This is a genomic window from Caulobacter sp. FG121, assembly GCF_057809815.1.
In genome coordinates, this window is the sequence record NZ_JBMDKR010000006.1 from 204,409 (window position 1) to 225,195 (window position 20,787).

The window sequence follows — 20,787 nt, forward strand, 5'->3', positions numbered from 1 at the left end:
CGGTGATCCACTTCCTCTCCATCCTTGGCGACGCCTTCTGGATCATGGCCCTCGCCCTGATGTGCTCCCTGTCGTGGAGCAGCGGGAAGAAGATCCCGGCAGGAACAAAGGTCCCCGTGGCCTGGAAGGGCGCGATCGCAACCACCCGGGTCGACCGGTTTTCGGCCCTGTGGGTGGTCCCGATCCTCGCCATCGCCGCCGGCGTCTGGCTGAAGTTCGAGAGCCGCGCGCCGGGTCTCGACATCAACGGCGCCTTGATCGCGCTCGGCGTCAGGCTGACCGTCGCGCCGTTGCTGGCCGTGCTGCATCTGTCCCAGGTGCGCCGCGCCCTCGCCACCCTGGCCGCCGAGGGCCAACTCAAGGGTTGACCCCGGCCCCCCGGCGCCCTTGAACGCGCCGGAACTTGTCTCTCCCCAGGAACACCGCCGTGACCGCCAAGAAGTCCGTCAAGAAGGTCGTCCTCGCCTATTCCGGCGGCCTCGACACCTCGATCATCCTCAAGTGGCTGCAGACCGAATACGGGGCGGAGGTCATCACCTTCACCGCCGACCTCGGCCAGGGCGAGGAAATCGAGCCGGCGCGCGCCAAGGCGCTGGCCGCGGGCGTCAAGCCGGAGAACATTTTCATCGAGGACGTGCGCGAGGAGTTCGTGCGCGACTACGTCTTCCCGATGTTCCGCGCCAACACGGTCTATGAGGGCCAGTATCTGCTCGGCACCTCGATCGCCCGGCCGCTGATCGCCAAGAAACAGATCGAGATCGCCCGCAAGATGGGCGCGGACGCCGTCAGCCACGGCGCCACCGGCAAGGGCAACGACCAGGTCCGTTTCGAGCTCGGCTACTACGGCCTGGAGCCCGACATCACCGTCATCGCCCCCTGGCGCGAGTGGGACTTCAAGTCCCGCGAAGCGCTGCTGGACTTCGCCGAGAAGCACCAGATCCAGATCACCAAGGACAAACGCGGCGAGGCGCCGTTCAGCGTCGACGCCAACCTTCTGCACAGCTCGTCCGAGGGCAAGGTGCTGGAGGACCCGGCCATCGAGGCGCCCGAGTTCGTGCACATGCGCACGATCAGCCCCGAGGACGCGCCAGACAAGCCGCAGGTCTTCACCCTCGACTTCGAGAAGGGCGACCCGGTCGCCATCGACGGCGTGGCCATGTCGCCGGCGACCCTGTTGACCAAGCTGAACCAGCTGGGCCACGACAACGGCGTCGGCCGCCTCGATCTGGTCGAGAACCGCTTCGTCGGCATGAAGTCGCGTGGCGTCTACGAGACCCCGGGCGGCACCATCCTGCTGGCCGCCCACCGCGGCATCGAGTCGATCACGCTCGATCGCGGCGCCATGCACCTGAAGGACGAGTTGATGCCGAAGTACGCATCACTGGTCTACAACGGCTTCTGGTTCGCCCCCGAGCGCGAGATGCTGCAGGCGGCCATCGACTACAGCCAGGCCAAGGTCTCCGGCCAGGTGCGGGTCAAGCTCTACAAGGGCAACGTGACCATCATCGGCCGCACCAGCCCCTACAGCCTGTACGACCAGGATCTGGTGACGTTCGAGGAAGGCAAGGTGGCCTACGACCACCGAGACGCCGGCGGCTTCATCAAGCTCAACGCCCTGCGCCTGCGCGTACTGGCCAAGCGGGATCAGCGAACGGCGAAGGAGTAGGTGGCGCGGGGACATGCACTTCAGAGCGTGTCCCCGTCCGCTCGCAACACCCAGACGTCATCCTCGGGCTTGTCCCGAGGATCCATGCGCGCGGACCTTGGTCGCGGGCGTTGCGAAAGCGCGGTTGCCCGGTCGCCATGGGTGTTCATGGATCGTCGGAACAAGTCCGACGATGACGGGGTTTGGGGATGCGGATTGAGGGGGACACGGACTTAGGTACGTGTCCCCTGTCCCGTGCCGACCTAGCCGTCCAGCCGGTTGTACGGGAACCGGTCGCGGATCTGATCGATGAAGAAGCGGCCAAGGGAGTCTGCCGCGACAAAGCTGCGGTGGAGGTCGCCAGGGACCCCGACGTAGACGTACTCACCGCCGTCAACGAAGGTGACGAACAGTTTCTGCCGGTCGTCTTCGTAGCGCACGTGGCGGATGGCGGTGGAAGCGAAGGGCATGGCGGTCTCCCGTGTTCCCGGCGGTCCAGTCCGTAAAAGGGCCGGCGACCGGCAAGAGTTCCGCATTCGCGCGAAGCATGACAGGTTCCCCGCGAACGGCGCAGACCGTTCCGGGATCAGGGGAGCATCTTCACATGCAGTCACATGCTTACGTCGCCATCGTCACGCTGCTGGCGCTGCTCGTTTACTTCTGGATGGGCATGGGCGTCGCCGGCGCGCGTCGCAAGAGCGGCATTTCGGCGCCGACCATGACCGGAGATCCGCTGCTCGAACGGGCCGTTCGGGTGCAGGCGAACACGCTGGAGTGGCTGCCGATCTTCCTGCCGTCCCTGTGGCTGTTCCACCTGTTCTGGACGCCCAGTGATCCGACGGGCGTGATCGCCGCCGCCATCGGCGCGGTGTGGATTGTCGGCCGCATTCTCTACGCACTCGGCTACGTCAAGGATCCGGGCAAGCGCGAGATGGGCTTCCTGATCCAGACCCTCTCCGCCGCCGTTCTGCTGTTCGGCGCGCTCGGCAAGGCCATCCTGATCCTGCTCGCCTGATCCGACGTTCGGCGCGGGAACGGCTGGCCGAAGCAGGGCGGGGACGCTATGCCCCCGCCCATGACGTCGCCTGTTGATCCCGCCCGCTACGGCGCCTTTCTGGCCACCATGGTGCTGATGGCGATCACGCCGGGACCGGCCAACCTGTTCGCCATCGCTACCGGAATTCAGCGTGGTCGGGGCCAGGTGCTGATCGGCGTGGCCGGCATGAACGCCGCCACCCTGGTCTGGTTCACCGGCGCCGCCCTGGGGCTCAGCGCGCTGATGACCGCGTTTCCGGCGGCGTTCCGTCTGCTGGCCCTGGGCGGAGCCCTGTACGTGGCCTGGTTGGGCGTCAGCTCGATCCGCGCCGGCCTGCGCGGCGAGGGTGGCCCGGCCGAACGACCGGCTGTGCACGGCGCGCGGTCGGCCTTTTTCGACGGCTTCTCGGTGCAGATCGCCAATCCCAAGGCGCTGTTGTTCTTCACCGCCGTCCTGCCGCCGTTTCTCGATCCGGCCCGCGAACTCACGATCCAGCTGCCGCTGTACGCCGCCGCGACGATCGGCATGGATGTCGTCGCCATGAGCGCATACGGCCTCGGCGGCGCGGCGCTGGCCGGCCGGATGACCGAGCCTGGCTTCCGGCGCGGCTATGCCCTGACGGTCGGCGTGCTGCTGATCGCCGTGGCGATCCTGATCCTGACGCGCCGCTAGGCGACTCCGCGCTTGGCGCAACCGTCGGCAGGGGCCATGTGTTGTGCTCAGACAGGGACCTGTCCCGTGCTGGAGCAACGACGATGACCTTCAAGGCGGCTGCCCTCGCGGCGGCGCTGGTCGCGACGGCGGGCCTTTCGGCCTGCGCCACGGCTACCCCCTATCAGCCGAACGTGCGCGGCCAGGCCGTTTCGGGCGGCTTCTCCGAGACCCGGATCGAGGCGGACCGCTTCCGCGTGACCTTCGCCGGCAACAGCCTCACCTCGCGTGAGACGGTGGAACGCTACCTGCTGTACCGGGCCGCGGAACTGACGCTCGATCAGGGCGGCCAGTGGTTCCAGGTGGTTGAGCGGCAGGTTGACCGCAAGGCGCGGACCTATGTCGATCCTGACCCCCTGGGACCTTACGGGCGCTACGGCTACTGGCGGCCGACCTGGCGCTACTATGGCGTTGGTCCGGGTTGGCGGGCCTGGGACCCCTGGTACGGCGATCCCTTCTGGGCTGATCGCATCGATGTCCGGACGGTCGAACGGTTCGAGGCGACGGCCGAGGTGCTGATCGGCCACGGGGCCAGGCCCGAGAACGACCCGCGCGCCTTCGACGCTCGAGAGGTGACGACCAACCTCGGGCCATCCATCGTCCGGCCGCCGGCGGAATGACGGGCAGAAAAAAGGGCGGCCTCCGTTCGGAAGCCGCCCCGTTTTCAGGTCTGATGGCGCGCGGTTTAGCGCGGGGCCATCCGGATCGAGCCGTCCAGACGGACGTCTTCGCCGTTGAAGTAGCCGTTGCGGATCATCTCCAGCGCCAGCGAGGCGTACTCTTCCGCCTGACCGAGACGCTTGGGGAAGGGAACCTGGGCGCCCAGGGCCGCCTTGACCGCTTCCGGCGCCGCGTTCAGCAGCGGCGTGTTGAAGATGCCCGGCAGGATGGTGTTGACGCGGATGCCTTCGCTGGAAAGGTCGCGGGCGATCGGCAGGGTCATGCCGACGACGCCGCCCTTGGAGGCCGAATAGGCCGCCTGGCCGATCTGGCCGTCCTCGGCCGCCACGGAGGCGGTGTTGACGATCGCGCCGCGATCACCGTCCGGCAGCGGGTCCAGGGTCAGCATGCCGGCCGCCGACTTGGCGATGCAGCGGAAGGTGCCGACCAGGTTGATCTGGATGATCATGTCGAAATGGGCCAGCGGGAAGTGCTTGATATCGCCGGTGTTCTTGTCGCGGCTGGCCGTCTTGGCGGCGTTACCGGTGCCGGCGCAGTTGACCAGGATGCGTTCCTGGCCGTTGGCGGCGCGGGCCTTTTCGAAACCGGCGTCGACTTCGGCGTCGCTGGTCACGTTGACGGCGCAGAAGGTCACGCCCAGCTCTTTCTCGAGCGCGGCGCCGCGATCGGCCTGACGATCCAGGTCGAAGATCGCGACCTTGACGCCCTGGGCGACCAGGGCGCGGACGGTGGCTTCACCGAGGCCCGAGGCGCCGCCGGTGACGACGGCGGAAATGGAGGAATCAAGCTTCATGGACGGCTCCCCGATCCTTATGTTGAATACAGTTCGAAAAGGGGTTTAGCCCGATGAGCGCCGAATCCAAGCCGTCACCCGACGTAAACCCTGTCATTGATCCCGCGCGGGCGCTGGTTCCCGAGCTGGTGAAGGTCAATGAACGCCGCGTCGCGCGGGGATTCTGGCCCAAGATGCGACGCGTCGCCGCGCGCATTCCGTTCGCCTCGGACGCCCTGTCGATCTGGTGGTGCGCCCGGGATCCGGCGACACCTGCCGCGGCCAAAGGCATGATGTTCGCCGCGCTCGCCTATTTCGTGCTGCCGACCGACGCCATCCCGGACATTCTCGCGGGAATCGGCTTTACCGACGACGCGGCGGTGTTCGCGGCGCTGCTCGCGGTGGTGGGCAAGAACATCAAGCCGCATCACCGTGACGCCGCCCGTGCCTGGCTGACGAAGCTGGCGGCGGACGACTGACACTCTGACGGCGGGGGCCATGGAGCAGACCAACACCGTGCTGACCGGCGTGTCAGCCCTGGCGGCCCTGACCTACGGGCTGGTCATGACCGGACAGGCGCAGTCGCTGCAGCGGGCGGTGGTCAAGGTCGCGGCCGTGGGGGCCCTGGCGGTGATGGCCTTCCTGTCCGACGCGCCCTGGCTTCTGGCGGCGGGACTGTTGCTGTGCGCCGTGGGGGACGTCTTTCTCGCGGGGGATCCGGAACGCTGGCTGCCACCGGGCCTGTTCGCCTTCCTGCTCGGCCACGTCCTGCTGATCTTCCTGTTCCAGGAAACGCGCGACCCGGCCCTGGAGATGACGGCCCTGCAACTCGCCGGGGCCATCGGCGTCGGCGGCGCGGCCGTCGCCATGCTGGCCTGGCTGTGGCGCTCTCTGGGCGCCATGCGCGCGGCGGTGGCGCTCTACGTCATCGTCATCGCGGTGATGGTCGGGTCGAGCTTCCTGCTGCCCGCATTCTACTGGCCGGCCATGGTCGGCGCGGTGCTGTTCATGTCGTCCGACGCCATCCTGGCGGCCGGGCTGTTTCGGGAGCTGGTCCTGTTCGGATCGGAGAGGCTAAGCCGCTGGGCGGTCTGGTTTCTCTACTACGGCGGTCAGGCGTTGATCGCCTGGGCCTTCCTGCGCCTGCCCTGACGCGAGGCCGAGCCGGGCCTGCTTGGCGACGTACTGTTCACGAAAGGTGATGAACAGCGTCGAGGCCACGACGATGGCCGCGCCGATCGCCGTCGCCACGCCCGGCACTTCATGGAAAATGAAGAAGCCTGTCGCGGTGGTGAACACCAGCCGGCTGTAGTCGATCGGGGCCATGGCTCCGGCGTCGCCGATCTGCATGCCCTTGATGTAGCAGGCCTGGGTGATCGTCCCGAACACGCCCATGCTGGCCAGCAGAAACAGGTCGAACGGGCTTGGCCAGCGCCAGACGAAGATCGCGCCCGGGATCGAGAAGGCCAGGCCCAGCACAGCCGACCAGACCAGCAGCGTGAAGGGCGAGTGATCGCGGGTCATCACCTTCATGCCGGTGATCGTCATGGCGAACATCGCGGCCGAGGCGAGGGCGGCTATCTGCCCCAGCCCGAACCCGTGGTTGGCCGCGCCCGGTCGCAGCATGACCAGCACGCCGACAAAGCCGACCAGAGCCGCGCCGATGCGCAGGGGGCCGGTCTTCTCGCGCAGCACGAACATCGCCAGCGGCACCAGCCAAAGGGTGCGGGTGAACGACAGGGCGTTGGCCTCGGCCAGCGGCAGCTTCTGGAAGGCGTAGAAGCTGAAGATCATGCCCAGCGTGCCGACCGCCGAGCGGAACAGCAGGATGCCGGGACGGGTCGTGTGAAACGCGCCGTGCCAATCCCGCAGGATCAGCGGAGCGAGCACCAGCAAGCCGGCGGCCTGACGGTAGAAGGTCTGAAGCGCCGCCGGATAGTCGGACCCAAGGAACTTGATCAGGGTGGTCATGACCGTGAAGCCGAGCGCCGAGCCGAGCATCCACAGGGCGCCGCGGACGTTGGGCGCGAGCGTCGACCGTTCGACGAGCCCGGGGACGGGCGGGAGTTCTTCAGGCATCGCGGGCCGATCGTATCCAGCCGGTGATGGAAAGCCGGGGCTCCGAGGCGAAGCTGGCCACCTGGGTCACGGTATGGGGCGCGGGCACCCGGAACAGGTTGAGCGCATTGAAGGTCGGGACGAACCCTTCGTCGATGTGGCCGTCCTTGCCGGGAAAAACCAGCAGACCACCCCAGTCGGTCCGCCACATCGGCGTGAAGTTGAGCACGAAGGCGAACAGGCGATGCTTCCCCTCGGCGGCGTCAGTGTGGGTCGTCAGGAAGTCGCCCGGCCGGTAGCGCGTCGCCATGGCGTCGCAATAGACCGCGTCCGGCTCGCCGGTCAGCGCGCGGATGAAAGCCAGGTACGGCTCGCTGTTGATCAGGTCGTAGACGGCCTCAACGGGTGCGCAGACGCCGCCACGACGCTTCCCGGCCTCGATCTCGTCGCTCAGCCGCCAGGCGTCGAACTGGTAGAGGAACCCCGTCCGGGCCGCTTCCCGAGTGGCCGCGTCCAGCACCGCGCGATGCTCGGGTGGCATGTTGTCCCAGGCCTCGATGGTCGTATCGAGCGCCCGGCCGCCGATCTGCACGGCGCGGGTCCAGGGCGCGTCGCCGGCCAGCACCGCCCCGACCTGGTCGGCCTGACCGGTCGGAAGGATGCCGGGAATATGGATTCGGTTGTGCCGCGCGAAGGCCTTCGCGAGCGCGACGGGATCAAGCGCGGGGTTGAGCGTCAGGGTCATCGGGCGCGGACCCAGCCGGTGATCGACAGGCGGTTGGCGGCGGCGAAGCTGGCCACCTGGGTCACCGCGTGCGGCGTCGGCACCTTGAAGAGATTGAGGGCGTTGAAGGTCGGCCGATAGCCCTCGGCGACATGGTCGTCCTCGTCGAGGAATACCAGGGTCCCGCCCCAGTCAGACATCCAGGCGGGCGTGAAGTTCAGGACGTAGGCGTACAGCCGGTTCATGCCGGGGAGGTCGTCATGGTGCTGGGCCAGGAAGTCGCCCCGCCGGTAGCGGGTCGCCTGGGCGTCGCAGAAGGCGCAGCGCGGCTCGCCCGTCAGGGCCCTGATGAAGTTGAGGAACGCCTCGGTATTGAGCAGGTCGTAGACCGCCTCGATGGGGGCCAGCGCCCCGCCGACCCGACGGCCGGCCTCGATCTCGTCGCTGACCCGCCAGCTGTCGAACTGGAACTGCAGGTCGCGGGTCGAGTGCTCGGTCAGCATCCGGTTCCAGCCGCTGCGGCGGTCCGGCGTCATGGCTTCCCAGTCGGCCATCGGAACATCACCGCCGTCGCCGCCGGCGCGGACGCACTTCATCCACGGCACGGGGCCGTTGAGGGCCTGGTTCACCTGGGCCGCGCCCTGACCCCCGAGAACGCCGGGCAGATGCATCCGGCCCATGCGCCGAAACACCGGCGCGAGCGCCACAGGGTCCAGCGAAGGGTCAAGCGCGAGGGTCATCAGCGGGCTCTCACCCAGCCCGTGATCGACAGCCGCGGTCCTGAAGCGAACGGCGCGACATAGGACACGGCGTGCGGCTGCGGCGTTGAAAAGAGATTCAGGGCGTTGAAGGTCGGCGAGTAGCCCTCCGCGACATGCCCGTCTTCATCGAGGAAGTTCAGCACGCCGCCCCAGTCCGCCCGCCACTCGGGCGTGAAGTTCAGGACATAGGCGAACAGCCGCTTCTGGCCGGCCACGCTGTCGTCGTGCGCCGAGAGGAAGTCGCCCGCCCGGTAGCGCGAGACCATGGCGTCGCTCCAGGCGCAGCGGGGCTCGCCGGTCATGGTCCGCACGAAGGCGAGGAAGGGCTCGCTGTTGACGAAATCATGGACAGCTTCAAGCGGCGCGAGCGCGCCGCCGCGGCGCTTGCCGGCGAGGATGTCGTCGCTGACGCGCCAGGCGTCGAACTGGAAGCAGAACCCCGTTCTGGCCACGGCGGTCATGTCGGCGTCGAACAGCGCCCGGTTTTCCGGCGTCATCGCTTCGAAGTCCTGAAGCGACCCGTCGAGGCTGGGGCCGCTGGTCCGCCAGGTCTTGATCCAGGGCACGTCCCCGCGGATGGCCTCGCCGACCTCGGCCGCAGCCTGCGGGCTGAAGACGCCCGGCAGGTGGATGCGGCCGGATCTCGCGAAGACCGGGGCGATCCGCTTCGGATCCAGGTCCGGGTCGATGACCAGCGGGGTCTTCACAGGGCGATCAGCCTCCCGCGCGCTGGGCCGCCATGGCGGCCTGCATCTGCTGGGCCTGTTCCGGCGTGATGCCGAGCGCGGCGAGGATCGGGCTGGGGGCGGTGGGATCCCAGGAGCCCCTGCCGCCGATGGTCAGGCCGCCGTCCACGACGATGTGGGTGCCGGTGACAAACAGCGAATCATCGCTGGCGAGGTAGAGGGCCGCGCGGGCGATATCCTCGGGCAGGCCCGCCTTGGGGATCGGCTGGACCTTGGGGCCGGCTTCCTCGAAGCGGGCGGCCATCTGGTCGGCCACATCGCGCGGCAGGCCCATCGAGGCGCCGAAGATCGAGGTGGCGATCAGGCCGGGGCAGATCGCGTTGACGCGGATTTTCTTGGGCGAGAGCTCGGCCGCGGCGCACCGCGACATATGGATCACCGCGCATTTGGCCGCCGAATACGCCAGCGGGCCGAAGCCTGCCTGCAGGCCGGCGATCGAGGCTGTGTTGATGATCGAGCCGCCGCCCCGTTCGACCATCAGCGGCATGGCGTGCTTCATGCCGACAGCCGGACCGCGCACCAGCAGGGCGAAGGTCGCGTCCCAGGCTTCGACGTCGACCTCGGAGACATTGCCCGGCGCGCCGCCGTGGCCGGCGTTGTTGAACAGGATGTCCAGGCCGCCGAACTGGTCGGCAGCCATCTTCACGGCGTTTGCGATGTCCTTTTCGCTGGTCACATCGCAGTGGGCGTAGCGGATGCGGCCGTCGAACCGCTTCTCGAGCATGGCGCCCTTTTCGTCCTGCAGGTCGGCGGCGACCACGCAGGCCCCCTCCTGTGCGAACAGTTCAACCGTGCCCAGGCCAATGCCCGAAGCTCCGCCGGTGATGAGGGCGACCTTGCCCTCCAGACGACCCGCCATGCGCTACTCTTCCCTGATCCGGTTCTTGTTTTTCAGTTTCAGCCGGTGACCACGACCACCTTGCCCAGGGCCTTGCGGCTGGCGAGGTGGGCGATCGCTTCGCCGGCCCGTTCCAGCGGGAAGGTCTCCGAGACGTGCGGCTTGATCCTGCCGGCGGCGTAGAGCTCCATCAGCTCCTTGACGTTCTGCTGGTGGGCCTTGGGATCGCGGGCCACCGCGGCGCCCCAGAAGACGCCGACGATGTCGCAGGACTTCAGCAGGGTCAGGTTCAGCGGCACCGACGGGATGCCCGCAGGGAAGCCGATGACCAGGAATTTGCCGCCCCAGCCCGCCGCGCGGATGGTCGCCTCGGCATAGTCGCCGCCGACGGCGTCATAGGCCACGTCCCAGCCGTTGGGGCCGCAGGCGTCCTTGAACAGATTGGCCAGGGCCTTCTTGCCGTCCTTGTCGAACGGGCCGACCGGATAGACCACGCCGCTGTCGGCGCCGCGGGCGATGCACAGATCGACCTTTTCCTGGCTGGACGCGGCGGCGATGACTTTCGCCCCCATGGCCTTGCCCAGTTCGACGGCGGCCAGGCCCACGCCCCCGGCGGCGCCCAGCACCAGCAGGGTCTGGCCGGGCTTCAGATAGCCGCGGTCCTTCAGGCCGTAATAGGAGGTGCCGTAGGTCATCATGAAGGCGGCGCCTTCCTCGAACGACATCGAGTCGGGGATCGGCACGACGCGGGCCGCGTCCAGCGCCAGTTCCTCGGCCATACCGCCCCAGCCGGTGTTGGCGAGCACGCGCTGGCCGACCTTCAGATGGGTGACGCCTTCTCCCAGTTCCTTGACCACGCCGGCGACTTCACCGCCGGGCGCGAAGGGGCGCGAGGGCTTGAACTGGTACATGTCCTCGATGATCAGGACGTCCGGATAGTTGACGCCGCAGGCCTTGACCGACAGCACCACCTGGCCCGGACCAGCCACGGGGCTGGGCAGATCCTCGATGACCAGGGTCTCAGGTCCGCCCACGCTCTTGCTCAGCACCGCCCGCATGCCGTCTCTCCCGCTCTTTCATTGACTGGCCCGGAAGGGTATCGCGAGCCTTTCCGGCTTTATAGGCGGGAGGGACGCGTTGGCGAACAATTGTTTGAGTCTGGTGGTGCACGGCGGCGCGGGCGCGAAACGCGGCCGCGACTACAGCCGTGAGATCGCGCATATGCGCGGCGTGGTGGAGGCCGGCCGCGACCGCCTGCTGGCCGGGGCGCTTGCCCTTGACGTCGCCGAGGCGGTGACAGCCGAGCTTGAGGTCTCCGGCCTGTATGTCGCCGGTCGGGGCGCTTCGCCCAACACCATCGGCCAGTACGAGCTCGACGCCTGCCTGATGGACGGCTTCACCGGCCGGGCCGGCTCGGTCGCGGCGTTGCAGGGCTTCGAGAGTCCGGTCGGCGTGGCGCGGGCGATCATGGACTGGACGCCGCACGTCATGCTGGCCGGGGACGGCGCGGCCCGGTTCGCGGCTGACCAGAAGCTCGCCGCCATCGCCGATGACGCGGCCTGGTTCACCCATGCGGGCAAGGACGAATCCAACCATCCGCCGGGAACGCTTTCGCATGGCACGGTTGGCTGCGTTGTGCGGGACATGGAAGGGCGACTGGCCGCCGCGACCTCGACGGGCGGCGTGTTCGGCAAACTGCCCGGCCGGGTCGGCGACACGCCCCTGATCGGCGCGGGCGGCTGGGCTGACCGTGGCGTGGCGGTCTCCTGCACCGGCCAGGGCGAGTACTTCGTCCGCGTCGCCGCCGCGGCCCAGCTGGCCCACCGCGTCCGGTTCGGCGGGCAAACCCTGGCCGAGGCCGCCGACGCCGTTCTGGCCGAGATCAGGGCGCTGGGCGGTGAAGGCGGCCTGATCGCCGTGGACGCCGACGGCAACGTCGCCATGCCGTTCGTGTCCGCGGGCATGAAGCGCGCGGCCTTGCTGCCGACGGGCGAGATCGTTTCAGAGGCTTTCTAGGCCCACCGACGACTGGGGTTTGGCGCTAGAGCCCGGTCAGGCGCTGGAACAGGCCGAACGCGCCCTCAAAACGCGCACGGCCGCCGAGGCTGACGCCGAGGGCGTAGCAGACGCCTTCCCGTTCGGCGATCGGGGCATGGACGAATCCCGGCTGGGCGATGTTGACGTCGCCGGGTCCGAAGCGGTGATGGCCGTCGTGGAAGGCGCCGGTGACAACCAGCGTGTATTCCTCGCCGTCGTGATCATGCGGAGCGACGCCGTGGCCGGGCTCGATGCGCAGCAGCTCGGTCTCGCCCTCGCCGGCGATCGCCAGCTTCAGACCACGGATGCCGAAGCCGAGGAACCGCCATTTGCGGCCGGCCTCGATCGAGTCGAACACGGCTTCCCGCAGGGGGTCGGGCAGGGTCAGCAGTTCGCCGATGCCCTTTCCCGCGTTTCGGGCGGCGGCGCGTGCGTCAATCGTTTCCAGCGTCTCGATCCGCGCCAGCGCCGCGTCGGCCGCATCACTCGACATCGTCAACGGCGACTCGGTGTCCAGGAAGGCCCCGCCCAGGATGTCAGACGGCCGCGCCGGCGCCTCCGCGCCGCGCAGGACAGCCGCGGTCGCTTCCATCAGGCGCAGGCCGGCATGGCTGGCGGGATCGGGAAGGGGCGTCACGACGGTCATGCGAACAGGCAACTCCTTGAAAAGGCGCGATATGGACCTGTTTCGGCGACGGTCAAGGCGGGCGGACGACTCATCGTGCGGCCTCCAGTCGCAACCGGAGCTTCTCGAATGCCAGCCGCAGGCGGGATTTGACGGTGCCGAGCGCCAGGCCGAAGCGCTCGGCGATCTCGCTGTGGGTCAGGTCCTCGTAGAAGGCGGCGCGCACCATTTCGCGTTGTTCGGCCGGCAGGTCGGCAAGGGCGAGGGCTACCTGGGCTTCACGCTGATGCGCTTCCAGCCCTGCGTCCGGCGGTGGCAGGGCCTCCGGGCTCAGCTGCGGATCGTCCGGATCCAGCGTCGCCGTGCGCTCGCGGCGGAACAGGTCGATGCGCCGGTTGCGGGCGATGCGGAAGATCCAGGTCGAGACGCTGGCCTTGCTGGGATCAAAGCTCGCCGCCTTGCGCCAGACGGCGACCATCACGTCCTGGGCCAGGTCCTCGGCGCGGCCGGGCTCGAGTCCGAGCCGGGCCAGATAGCCCTTCACGCGCGGCGCGTAGTGATCGAACAGCGCCGCATAGGCCACGCGATCGCCCTGGCGGGCGATGCGGTCCATCAGCTCGACGAAGGGGTCGTTGTCGGTGCGGTTCACCGCCAAGGGATAGTCACGCCCGCTTCGATTGGTCCAGTGCGTGGTTTTCTGATATGGGGACTCCCCTCATTCCATCGGAAGCCTTTGTCTTGGGCGCGACCCTCAACCTTGCTCGCGCGACGCCCGCCGTCGCCGCACCCGTCAACCTCTCGGGCCTGACCCGCGAGGGGCTGGCGCGCGCCTTCGTTGAAGCCGGCGCGGTCCCGGCCGACAAGGCGAAGATGCGGGCGACCCAGGTGTTCCGCTGGATCCACCATCGCGGGGCCACCGCCTTCGACCAGATGACCGACGTGGCCAAGGACACGCGCGCCGCCCTGGCCGAACATTTCACCCTGGCCCGTCCCGAAATCGTCGAGCGCCAGGTGTCGAAGGACGGCACCCGCAAATGGCTCATCCGCACCGCGCCCGGCATCGAGATCGAGGCCGTCTACATCCCTGACGTCGGTCGTTCGGGGGCCCTGTGCGTCTCCAGCCAGGTCGGCTGCACCCTGAACTGCACCTTCTGCCACACCGGCACCCAGGCCCTGGTGCGCAATCTGACGGCGGCCGAGATCGTCGCCCAGGTGCAGGTCTGCAAGGACGACCTTGAGGAATGGCCGTCGGACCGCGAGGACCGCCGCCTCAGCAACATCGTCTTCATGGGCATGGGCGAGCCGCTGTACAACCTCGACAACGTCGCCGACGCCATCGACATCATCAGCGACAACGAGGGGATCGCCATCTCCCGTCGGCGCATCACCGTTTCGACCAGCGGTGTGACACCCGAGCTCAAGGCGCTCGGCGAGCGGACACAGGCCATGCTGGCCATCAGTCTGCACGCCACCAACGATCCGCTGCGCGACGTCCTGGTGCCGATCAATCGAAAGTACGACATCGCCAACCTGATGGAGGCGATTCGGGTCTATCCGGGGATCAGCAACGCCCGCCGGGTCACGTTCGAATACGTCATGCTCAAGGGCGTCAACGATACGCCTGAAGAGGCGCTGGCGCTGGTCAGGCTGCTGAAGGGCATTCCGGCCAAGATCAACCTGATCCCGTTCAATCCCTGGCCCGGAACGGACTACGAATGCTCCGACTGGGCGACGATCGAACGGTTCGCCGCGATCCTCAACAAGGCCGGTTATTCCAGCCCGATCCGCACCCCGCGCGGTCGCGACATCCTCGCCGCCTGCGGCCAGCTGAAGTCCGAGAGCGAGAAGGTTCGCGCGTCGGTCCGTCGCAAGGCGGAAGCGCTCGCGTCAGGCTAGAAGCTTGCATGGGATGGCGCCGGTCGTGCTAACCCTTTCGCACGCTGTTCCCTGATGGACTGATCGATGCCGCCGCAACTCCAGTCGATGGAAATCCAGGCCTTCTCGACGGGCTTTGTCACCACGCTCGGCCACGCCGGCCTGACGCTGGTTCTGCTGCTGTTCGGGGCCTTCCTCTATGTCATGCTGACGCCGCATCGCGAGATCGCCCTGATCCGCGACGGTAACAGCGCCGCGGCCCTGTCCCTGGGCGGCGTGCTGGTCGGTCTTGCCCTGCCGCTGGCCTCGTCGCTGAGCGCCTCGGTCTCGCCGCTCGAAATCGGCATCTGGGGCGTGGCCACGATCGGCGTGCAGCTGCTGGTGTTCAAGATCATCGACTGGTTCCTGCATGGCCTGCCGCAACGCATCCAGGACGGCGAGATGTCGGCCGCGCTGCTGCTCGTCGGCGCGAAGCTGGCCAGCGCCCTGATCCTCGCCGCCGCCCTGGCCGGCTAGACCCGGTGCACCTGCCTCGTCTCCCGGACTGGCTGGTCTACCTGGCCATCGTGACGGCCCTGGTTTTCGCGTCCATGGGTCGCCGCGAACGTGCAGACGCTCCGCCGCCGCCGCCGCCCATGGCGGGCGAGGACGCCATTCCGCTCGGCCCCTCCTCGCCATTTGACCCGGCCGTCGTGGTTGACGTTCCCGGCGAGCAGAAGCCCGGCACCGGCACGGCGTTTTCCATTGCCGACACCGGCGTCTGGATGACGGCCCGACATGTCGTCGATGGCTGCACCCGCATCGCGCTGGTTGTGGCCGAGGGGCGCGGCGTGGCGGCCAAGGCCGTGATCGACCCGACCGGCGAGGCGGCCATCCTGACCACGGTGGGCGGCGCCCCGGCCCTGCCGATCGCGCCGTCCGCGGCCCGCCCGCGCCCGGGCGCGCTCGGCTTCCACCCCGGCTTCCCGCAGGGCCAGCCCGGCGAAGCTGTGTCCCGTCTCCTGGGTCGCGAAAACCTCGTCGTCCGGGGGCGCGGCGCCCGGACCGAACCGGTTCTGGCCTGGGCCGAGATCGGCCGCACCGGCAGCCTGAAGGGCACGCTGGCGGGGCTGTCCGGCGCGCCGGTTCTCGATTCCGCCGGCCGGGTCATCGGGGTCACGGTCGCGGAGGCGCCGCGCCGGGGCCGGATCTACACCACCACGCCGGAGACCGTGCAGCGGGCGCTGGCCACAGGTCGCCATCGTCCCTCGAACTATGCCCTCGGCGAGCCGATCAACGTCGAGAACTACGGCCGTGTCGCCGACGGCCTGCGCCGAGACCTGCGCGTCGCCCAGGTGGTCTGTCTGGCGACGAGCTAGGCAGCGGGCGCGATCGCGGGCGGCGCTTTTGGCGTCCGGGCGGCGATCAGGATACACAGCAACAGCGCCGGCACGCCGATCAGACCGCAGCCGATGAAGTACAGGCCATAGCCGGCCATGACGCCGTGACTCGCCTGAAGCCCCTCGACGACCACGCCGGAGAAGCCCTTCAGGATCTTGCCGACCCAAGTGTAGCTGGAGCTGAGCAGCGCGTACTGCGTGGCCGTGAAGCCGATGCTGGTCAGGCTGGACATGTAGGTCACCAGCAGGACGCCGGCGGCGCCGACGCCCAGATTGTCGAAGAACATCACCGCCGCGAACAGGCGCTGATCGGGGCCATAGAAGGCCAGGAGAGAGAAGGACGACACCGCTAGGCCCTGCAGCACCGCGCCGGCGATCAGGCCGCGCATCCGCCCGAGCCAGGCCGCCAGAACGCCGCCGACGGTGATGCCGGCGAGCGTGCCGGCCAGACCCGCCGACAGGCGGATCTCGCCGACAAAGGCCTTCTCGAACCCGAGGTCGTGGTAGAACGGCGTGGCCATGGGCCCCATGACGAACTCGGGCAGTCGATAGAGGGTGATCATCAGCAGCATGACCAGGGCGAACCAGCCGTAGGTCTTGAAGAAGCTGATGAACGGCCCCGCCACGGCAGAGCCCAGCCCACCAAGGGTCAGCAGGGACTTGGAGTTGGCCATCGCGGCCTCGGCCCGCGCCGGCTCCTTGAGCAGGAAGGTCGACAGGATGCCGACGCCCATGAGGATGGCCATCAGGCTGTAGGAGGCGGGCCAGCCCATGTATTGGGCGACGATCAGGATCAGGGCGTCGCTGGCCAGCACGGCCAGCCGGTAGCCGAGCTGGAAGGCCCCTGTGACCAGGCCCAATTCCTCCTCATCGTCAGCCACCTCGATGCGCAGGGCGTCGACGGCGATGTCCTGGGTCGCTGAGGCGAACGCCACCACCAGCGCGGCCGCGCCGATCGCTGCCAGCCCTCCGGCGGGCCCGATCATCGCCATGGCGAACAGGGCCAGGCCCAACACCACCTGGGTCAGCAGTAGCCATCCCCGGCGGCGGCCGAGCTTGCCGAAGCCTGGCGGCGTCACCCGGTCGACCATCGGCGACCAGAGGAACTTCCACGAATAGGCCAGGCCGACCCAGGAGATAAAGCCGATGGCCTTGAGGCTCGTGCCTTCGTCCTTGAGCCAGTAGCCGAGGGTCGCGCCCGTCAGCATGAACGGCAGGCCCGAGGAGAAGCCGAGGCCGAGCATGAGCGCGACCTTGGGCCGCCTCAGGCTCTTGATCACATCACCGATGCCGTGTTTCCGGGCCGGCTTGGCCGCGTCGCTCTGGCTCATAGGATCAGCCCCCAAATCAGGAGGCGAGCCTGCCCTCTCCGGTCGCGCCCGTCCAGCCGACCCAACGGGTCAGGACCGCGCGCAGGGCGGTTTCCGTTAGCGGCTTGACGAGGAAGTCGTCCATCCCGGCTCCCAGGGCGGCCCGGCGGTCATCCTCGAACGCGTCCGCGGTCAGGGCGACGATCGGTGTCGACACGCCCCGGGCGCGCAGTTCGCGGGCCGCCTCGACACCGGACATGTCCGGCATGCGCAGGTCCATCAGGATCAGGTCGTAGCTGGCGGCTGCCGCAGCGGCGAGCGCCTCCTGGCCGCTGGCCGCGCGGTCGGTCTCGGCGCCTTCGCGTTTGAGCAGGGTGCGGGCCAGCAGGGCGTTGATCGGATTGTCCTCGACCAGCAGGACACGCGCGCCGGGCGCCGTGGCGGCGGCGATCCGCTCGTCTTCCGGATGGGGCGCGGCCTTTGCCGATTCTCCCCGGGCGGCCAGGACGCGGGCGGCCAGCGAATCGGCCCGCAGCGGCTTGATCAGGTATCCGGCGAAGCCCGCCGTCCGGCTGCGGGGGATGCGGGCCCGTTCGTCCGGTCGCAGCAGGACCACGCAGTTGCGGCCTTCAGGCGCCTTCAGCGTCCGCCGACCCCTGGCCAGCAGGTTGTCGATCAGAAGCACGGCGTCGGACGGCGCGAGCAGCAGCAGGTCTTCGATGCTGTCGGCGGTCACGGCCTCGCCGCCGAGGCCGACGATCTGACGTCGGGCCGCTTCCTGCACCACGGGATTGGGCGAGGCCACGCCGACCACATAGCCCTTGAGGGGGCGTTCTTTCGCGACCCGACCCGCCGACGGGAAGGCCGCCTCGACCCAGAACTCGGCTCCGCCGCCCTTAGCTTCACCGACGCCGACGTATCCACTCATGGCATTGGTCAGGCGGGTGACGATGGCCAGGCCGAGACCGGCTCCGCCAAGCACGGCGCCGTGCGAGGGATCGGCGTGGACGAAAGGCTCGAAAATGCGCTGGCGGGCGGCCTCCGGGACGCCCGGACCGGTGTCGCTGACGATCAGCCGCAGGCGGTCCTCGCCGCCCCGCTCGGCGGTCAGCAGCACCCCGCCGCTTTCCGTGAACTTGACCGCGTTGCCGGTGAAATTGAGCAGGATCTGACGCAGGCGACCCTCGTCGGCCATCACCCGCGGCAGGTCGGGGGCGCAGGCCCAGGCGATCTCGACACCCTTCTCATGGGCGCGCGGGCTCATCAGTTCGGCGGTCTGGCGCAGCAGGCCGGCGATGTCGGTCGGGGCCGGGTGCAGCTCGATCTTGCCGGCGCCAAGCCGGGCCAGGTCGAGCACGTCGTTGACCAGCGCCAGCAGGTGGTCGCCGCTTTCGCGCAGGGCCGCGACATAGGATTTCTGTTCCGCCGTCAGCCGCGTTCCGTCCAGCAGCCGCGCCATGCCCAGCACGCCGTTGAGGGGCGTGCGGAATTCGTGGCTCAGGGTCGCCAGCTGTTCGGGCGTGATCGCGCGCTCATCCGTCATGCCGCCAGTCTAGCGGCCGCGGCTTAACGGGGGGTCAAACGGCGGGCTTCGGCGTCCGGACGAGGAAAACCACGAACAGGAGGGCGAACAGCAGATCGCCGAGCGTCAGCTGGAAGGCGCTCATCGGCGCCTTGCCGGCCTGGACCTGCAGCCAGACCATCAGCGGCAGGGGCGCCTTGCCCAGCAGACCGAGCAAGACGATGGCCCGGTTGCGCGGCGGGTCGCGGGCGACCATCGCGTAGCCGACGCCGAACACGCTGATCAGCAGGGCCGAGGTCTGCACCGACATGAGGTCTGTCGGCACGGGCTGTTTCAGCGCGGCGTAGAAGGCGGCCGGGGCCAGCAGCAGCGGCAGGCCGACGAGGAAGTTGAACGCCGCCGCCAGGGCGAACACGATCTTCCAGACGCGCATCACTGTCTCCCCCGCTTCGACCCGGCGCAGCCTAGCTCAGGCCTGGGCGTCGAAGAAGGCGTCCGGACTCTCCACCTCGACCAGCTTGCCCCGGCGGATCTCGAGGAAGCGCGTCGCCGCCGTGCGGGTGAAGTAGCGATCGTGCGAGACGAACAGGCAGGAGACCTCGGCGTCTTCCAGTTCCGCTTCCAGCGCCTCCTGGCCCTCGATGTCGAGGTGGTTGGTCGGTTCGTCGAGCAGGTAGAGGTTCGGCCGCTCCAGCTTGAGCCGCAGGAACATCAGCCGCGACCGTTCGCCGTGGCTGAGCAGGGCGATGGGGTCGCCGATGCGCACGAACGGGAAGCCGGCCTGGGCCAGCAGCCGCGTGGCCTCCTTCTCTGTCGCGTCGTGCGCCCCGGCGACATAGTCGAGCAGGCTGGATTTCAGCGGCAGGGCGCGCATCGACTGGTCGAACCAGGCCAGCCGCGTGGCCGGGTTGAAGCGCACGGCGGCCTGGCCGTCATAGTGCTCAAGGTCCGGATCGAAGGCCTTGGCCAGCACCGACAGCAGGGTCGACTTGCCCGCGCCGTTGGCCCCCAGGATGGCGATGCGGTCGCCGGCCGCAACGGTCAGCTTGTCGATGGTCAGCAGGGTGCGGGCCTCGTCCGGCGTCTTCACCGTCAGGCCCATCAGGCGCAGGGCGACCTTGGCCTCGATCTCGCCGTCGGACAGCTCCAGCCGCCGGTCGCGGGCGACGAAGGTCTGGGTGCGGTCGGCCTCGAGCCGGGCGATGCGGGTCTCGATCGCCGCCTTGCGCTTGTTCAGCTCCGGGTTCTTGACCGCCCAGACCTTGTAGCGGGCCGCGGCGGCCTCCAGCCGTTTGACCTCCTTCTCCTCCAGCCTGCGGTGGGCGGCGGCGGTGGCGTCGCGGCGCAGCAGTTCCTCGCGGGCGACGGAGAAGCGCGATTTGAACGCATGCATGCCGTCTGAGCGCAGGAACAGGGTCCGCTCGGTCACCCGGTCGAGAAACTCCCGGTCGTGGCTGACGATCAGCATCGGCAGGGCGAAGGCCTCGGTCAGCCAGCGCTCGAGAATGTTGATGTTGGCCAGATCGAGGTGGTTGGTCGGCTCATCGAGCACGAGCATGTCCGGCTCCTCCAGCCGCGCCGCGCCGGCGATCAGCAGCAGCCGCTGCCAGCCGCCGGACAGGTCGCCGAACCTTTGCTCCGCCGTCTCGTAGCTGACGCCGATCTCGTCGAGCAGCACGTCGATGCGCCAGTCGTCGTCGCCCGCGCCGATCTTCTCCAGCGACAGCCGCAGCACGTCGCGCACGGTCAGGTCGGCGAAGGCTTCGGGCGTGTCCTGCGGCAGGGCGCCGACGCGCAGACCGCGCGACTTCAGCACCTGGCCCCTGTCCAGTTCCAGTTCGCCGGCGAGGCATTTCAGAAGGGTCGACTTGCCGGCTCCGTTCTCGCCGACCAGGGCCGTCCGGGCGTCGTCGAGGAGGAAGGATACGCCCTCGAACACGGGCTTGGCCCCGTGGTGAAAACTCGCCTGTTCCATGCCGAGCACGGCCTGCCGCGGCGCCATGACGTATCAACCCTCTTTGCCCCCGATGGGCGCCCCTTGGGTAGCTCACAGCGTCGGCGCACGCC

General features: G+C 68.7%; 25 protein-coding genes. 11 read left to right on the forward strand and 14 right to left on the reverse strand.

The annotated features are described in order from the left end of the window. Window positions 1-2 precede the first annotated feature (2 nt). Both ACODSL_RS15745 and ACODSL_RS15750 read left to right on the forward strand, forming a co-directional pair. Window positions 3-368, forward strand: a complete 366-nt coding sequence (locus ACODSL_RS15745; protein ID WP_488901660.1) for a hypothetical protein — start codon at window positions 3-5, stop codon at window positions 366-368. Window positions 369-427: 59 nt separating this feature from the next. Further along, window positions 428-1,666 carry an argininosuccinate synthase gene (locus tag ACODSL_RS15750; RefSeq protein WP_488901661.1) on the forward strand — a complete coding sequence of 413 codons (1,239 nt, stop codon included), beginning with the start codon at window positions 428-430 and terminating at the stop codon, window positions 1,664-1,666. Between the two features lie 242 nt (window positions 1,667-1,908). Here the strand turns inward: ACODSL_RS15750 and ACODSL_RS15755 are convergent, their stop codons facing one another. Further along, window positions 1,909-2,115: a KTSC domain-containing protein gene (locus tag ACODSL_RS15755; RefSeq protein ID WP_488901662.1), complete on the reverse strand. Its 207-nt coding sequence runs from the start codon at window positions 2,113-2,115 to the stop codon at window positions 1,909-1,911. A 134-nt stretch (window positions 2,116-2,249) separates the two neighbouring features. Here ACODSL_RS15755 and ACODSL_RS15760 point away from each other — a divergent pair, with 134 nt between their 5' ends. From ACODSL_RS15760 to ACODSL_RS15770, 3 genes are all read left to right on the forward strand, one after another. Beyond that, window positions 2,250-2,660 (forward strand): MAPEG family protein, encoded by a 411-nt coding sequence (locus tag ACODSL_RS15760; RefSeq protein WP_488901663.1) that lies wholly within the window; start codon window positions 2,250-2,252, stop codon window positions 2,658-2,660. A 60-nt stretch (window positions 2,661-2,720) separates the two neighbouring features. Next, entirely contained in the window at window positions 2,721-3,353 is a 633-nt protein-coding gene (locus ACODSL_RS15765; RefSeq protein ID WP_488901664.1) for a LysE family translocator, read from the forward strand. An 83-nt stretch (window positions 3,354-3,436) separates the two neighbouring features. Continuing rightward, entirely contained in the window at window positions 3,437-4,012 is a 576-nt protein-coding gene (locus ACODSL_RS15770; RefSeq protein ID WP_488901665.1) for a CC0125/CC1285 family lipoprotein, read from the forward strand. A gap of 65 nt (window positions 4,013-4,077) precedes the next feature. Here the strand turns inward: ACODSL_RS15770 and ACODSL_RS15775 are convergent, their stop codons facing one another. Further along, on the reverse strand, window positions 4,078-4,866 hold the full coding sequence (locus ACODSL_RS15775) for an SDR family NAD(P)-dependent oxidoreductase (protein WP_488901666.1): 789 nt from the start codon (window positions 4,864-4,866) through the stop codon (window positions 4,078-4,080). A 53-nt stretch (window positions 4,867-4,919) separates the two neighbouring features. On the opposite strand from ACODSL_RS15775, the gene ACODSL_RS15780 reads away from it, so the two are divergent. Further along, window positions 4,920-5,324 (forward strand): YkvA family protein, encoded by a 405-nt coding sequence (locus tag ACODSL_RS15780; protein ID WP_488901667.1) that lies wholly within the window; start codon window positions 4,920-4,922, stop codon window positions 5,322-5,324. 19 nt (window positions 5,325-5,343) lie between these two features. Then, complete coding sequence (locus tag ACODSL_RS15785; protein WP_488901668.1) at window positions 5,344-5,997, forward strand: lysoplasmalogenase; 654 nt, start codon at window positions 5,344-5,346, stop codon at window positions 5,995-5,997. On the opposite strand, the gene ACODSL_RS15790 is transcribed toward ACODSL_RS15785, so the two are convergent. From ACODSL_RS15790 to ACODSL_RS15815, 6 genes are read right to left on the reverse strand one after another with little or no spacing between them, the layout of a single operon-like run. After that, entirely contained in the window at window positions 5,920-6,924 is a 1,005-nt protein-coding gene (locus ACODSL_RS15790) for a DMT family transporter (RefSeq protein ID WP_488901669.1), read from the reverse strand. The genes ACODSL_RS15785 and ACODSL_RS15790 overlap by 78 nt on opposite strands. Continuing rightward, on the reverse strand, window positions 6,917-7,648 hold the full coding sequence (locus tag ACODSL_RS15795; protein ID WP_488901670.1) for a 2OG-Fe(II) oxygenase: 732 nt from the start codon (window positions 7,646-7,648) through the stop codon (window positions 6,917-6,919). Before ACODSL_RS15795 ends, ACODSL_RS15790 begins: the two co-directional genes overlap by 8 nt. Then, the gene (locus tag ACODSL_RS15800) at window positions 7,645-8,367 is read right to left on the reverse strand and encodes a 2OG-Fe(II) oxygenase (RefSeq protein WP_488901671.1); all 723 of its coding nucleotides are present in this window, start codon (window positions 8,365-8,367) and stop codon (window positions 7,645-7,647) included. Before ACODSL_RS15800 ends, ACODSL_RS15795 begins: the two co-directional genes overlap by 4 nt. After that, window positions 8,367-9,095: a 2OG-Fe(II) oxygenase gene (locus ACODSL_RS15805; RefSeq protein WP_488901672.1), complete on the reverse strand. Its 729-nt coding sequence runs from the start codon at window positions 9,093-9,095 to the stop codon at window positions 8,367-8,369. The genes ACODSL_RS15800 and ACODSL_RS15805 overlap by 1 nt, the downstream gene beginning before the upstream one ends. A gap of 7 nt (window positions 9,096-9,102) precedes the next feature. Beyond that, window positions 9,103-9,993 carry an SDR family NAD(P)-dependent oxidoreductase gene (locus ACODSL_RS15810; protein WP_488901673.1) on the reverse strand — a complete coding sequence of 297 codons (891 nt, stop codon included), beginning with the start codon at window positions 9,991-9,993 and terminating at the stop codon, window positions 9,103-9,105. 38 nt (window positions 9,994-10,031) lie between these two features. Beyond that, the gene (locus ACODSL_RS15815; protein WP_488901674.1) at window positions 10,032-11,030 is read right to left on the reverse strand and encodes an NADPH:quinone oxidoreductase family protein; all 999 of its coding nucleotides are present in this window, start codon (window positions 11,028-11,030) and stop codon (window positions 10,032-10,034) included. A 79-nt stretch (window positions 11,031-11,109) separates the two neighbouring features. Between ACODSL_RS15815 and ACODSL_RS15820 the strand changes: the two genes are divergently transcribed. Then, complete coding sequence (locus ACODSL_RS15820) at window positions 11,110-11,988, forward strand: isoaspartyl peptidase/L-asparaginase family protein (RefSeq protein ID WP_488901675.1); 879 nt, start codon at window positions 11,110-11,112, stop codon at window positions 11,986-11,988. A gap of 25 nt (window positions 11,989-12,013) precedes the next feature. Here ACODSL_RS15820 and ACODSL_RS15825 read toward each other — a convergent pair whose 3' ends face one another. Both ACODSL_RS15825 and ACODSL_RS15830 read right to left on the reverse strand, forming a co-directional pair. After that, window positions 12,014-12,655, reverse strand: coding sequence for a cupin domain-containing protein (locus tag ACODSL_RS15825; RefSeq protein WP_488901676.1), 642 nt, complete (start codon window positions 12,653-12,655; stop codon window positions 12,014-12,016). 70 nt (window positions 12,656-12,725) lie between these two features. Continuing rightward, window positions 12,726-13,283, reverse strand: coding sequence for a sigma-70 family RNA polymerase sigma factor (locus ACODSL_RS15830; protein ID WP_488901716.1), 558 nt, complete (start codon window positions 13,281-13,283; stop codon window positions 12,726-12,728). Between the two features lie 89 nt (window positions 13,284-13,372). On the opposite strand from ACODSL_RS15830, the gene rlmN reads away from it, so the two are divergent. The 3 genes from rlmN to ACODSL_RS15845 all read left to right on the forward strand — a co-directional run bounded on the left by rlmN (window position 13,373) and on the right by ACODSL_RS15845 (window position 15,867). Further along, window positions 13,373-14,530 carry a dual-specificity RNA methyltransferase RlmN gene (gene rlmN / locus ACODSL_RS15835; RefSeq protein ID WP_488901677.1) on the forward strand — a complete coding sequence of 386 codons (1,158 nt, stop codon included), beginning with the start codon at window positions 13,373-13,375 and terminating at the stop codon, window positions 14,528-14,530. A 66-nt stretch (window positions 14,531-14,596) separates the two neighbouring features. Then, complete coding sequence (locus ACODSL_RS15840) at window positions 14,597-15,025, forward strand: DUF350 domain-containing protein (protein WP_488901678.1); 429 nt, start codon at window positions 14,597-14,599, stop codon at window positions 15,023-15,025. Between the two features lie 5 nt (window positions 15,026-15,030). Continuing rightward, on the forward strand, window positions 15,031-15,867 hold the full coding sequence (locus ACODSL_RS15845; RefSeq protein ID WP_488901679.1) for a S1 family peptidase: 837 nt from the start codon (window positions 15,031-15,033) through the stop codon (window positions 15,865-15,867). Here ACODSL_RS15845 and ACODSL_RS15850 read toward each other — a convergent pair. From ACODSL_RS15850 to ACODSL_RS15865, 4 genes are read right to left on the reverse strand one after another with little or no spacing between them, the layout of a single operon-like run. After that, entirely contained in the window at window positions 15,864-17,219 is a 1,356-nt protein-coding gene (locus ACODSL_RS15850; RefSeq protein ID WP_488901680.1) for an AmpG family muropeptide MFS transporter, read from the reverse strand. The two genes, ACODSL_RS15845 and ACODSL_RS15850, sit on opposite strands and share 4 nt — an antisense overlap. 16 nt (window positions 17,220-17,235) lie before the next feature. Then, window positions 17,236-18,741, reverse strand: coding sequence for a response regulator (locus tag ACODSL_RS15855; protein ID WP_488901681.1), 1,506 nt, complete (start codon window positions 18,739-18,741; stop codon window positions 17,236-17,238). 34 nt (window positions 18,742-18,775) lie between these two features. Continuing rightward, complete coding sequence (locus ACODSL_RS15860) at window positions 18,776-19,153, reverse strand: hypothetical protein (protein ID WP_488901682.1); 378 nt, start codon at window positions 19,151-19,153, stop codon at window positions 18,776-18,778. Window positions 19,154-19,189: 36 nt separating this feature from the next. Then, window positions 19,190-20,722 carry an ABC-F family ATP-binding cassette domain-containing protein gene (locus tag ACODSL_RS15865; RefSeq protein WP_488901683.1) on the reverse strand — a complete coding sequence of 511 codons (1,533 nt, stop codon included), beginning with the start codon at window positions 20,720-20,722 and terminating at the stop codon, window positions 19,190-19,192. Window positions 20,723-20,787: the final 65 nt, after the last annotated feature.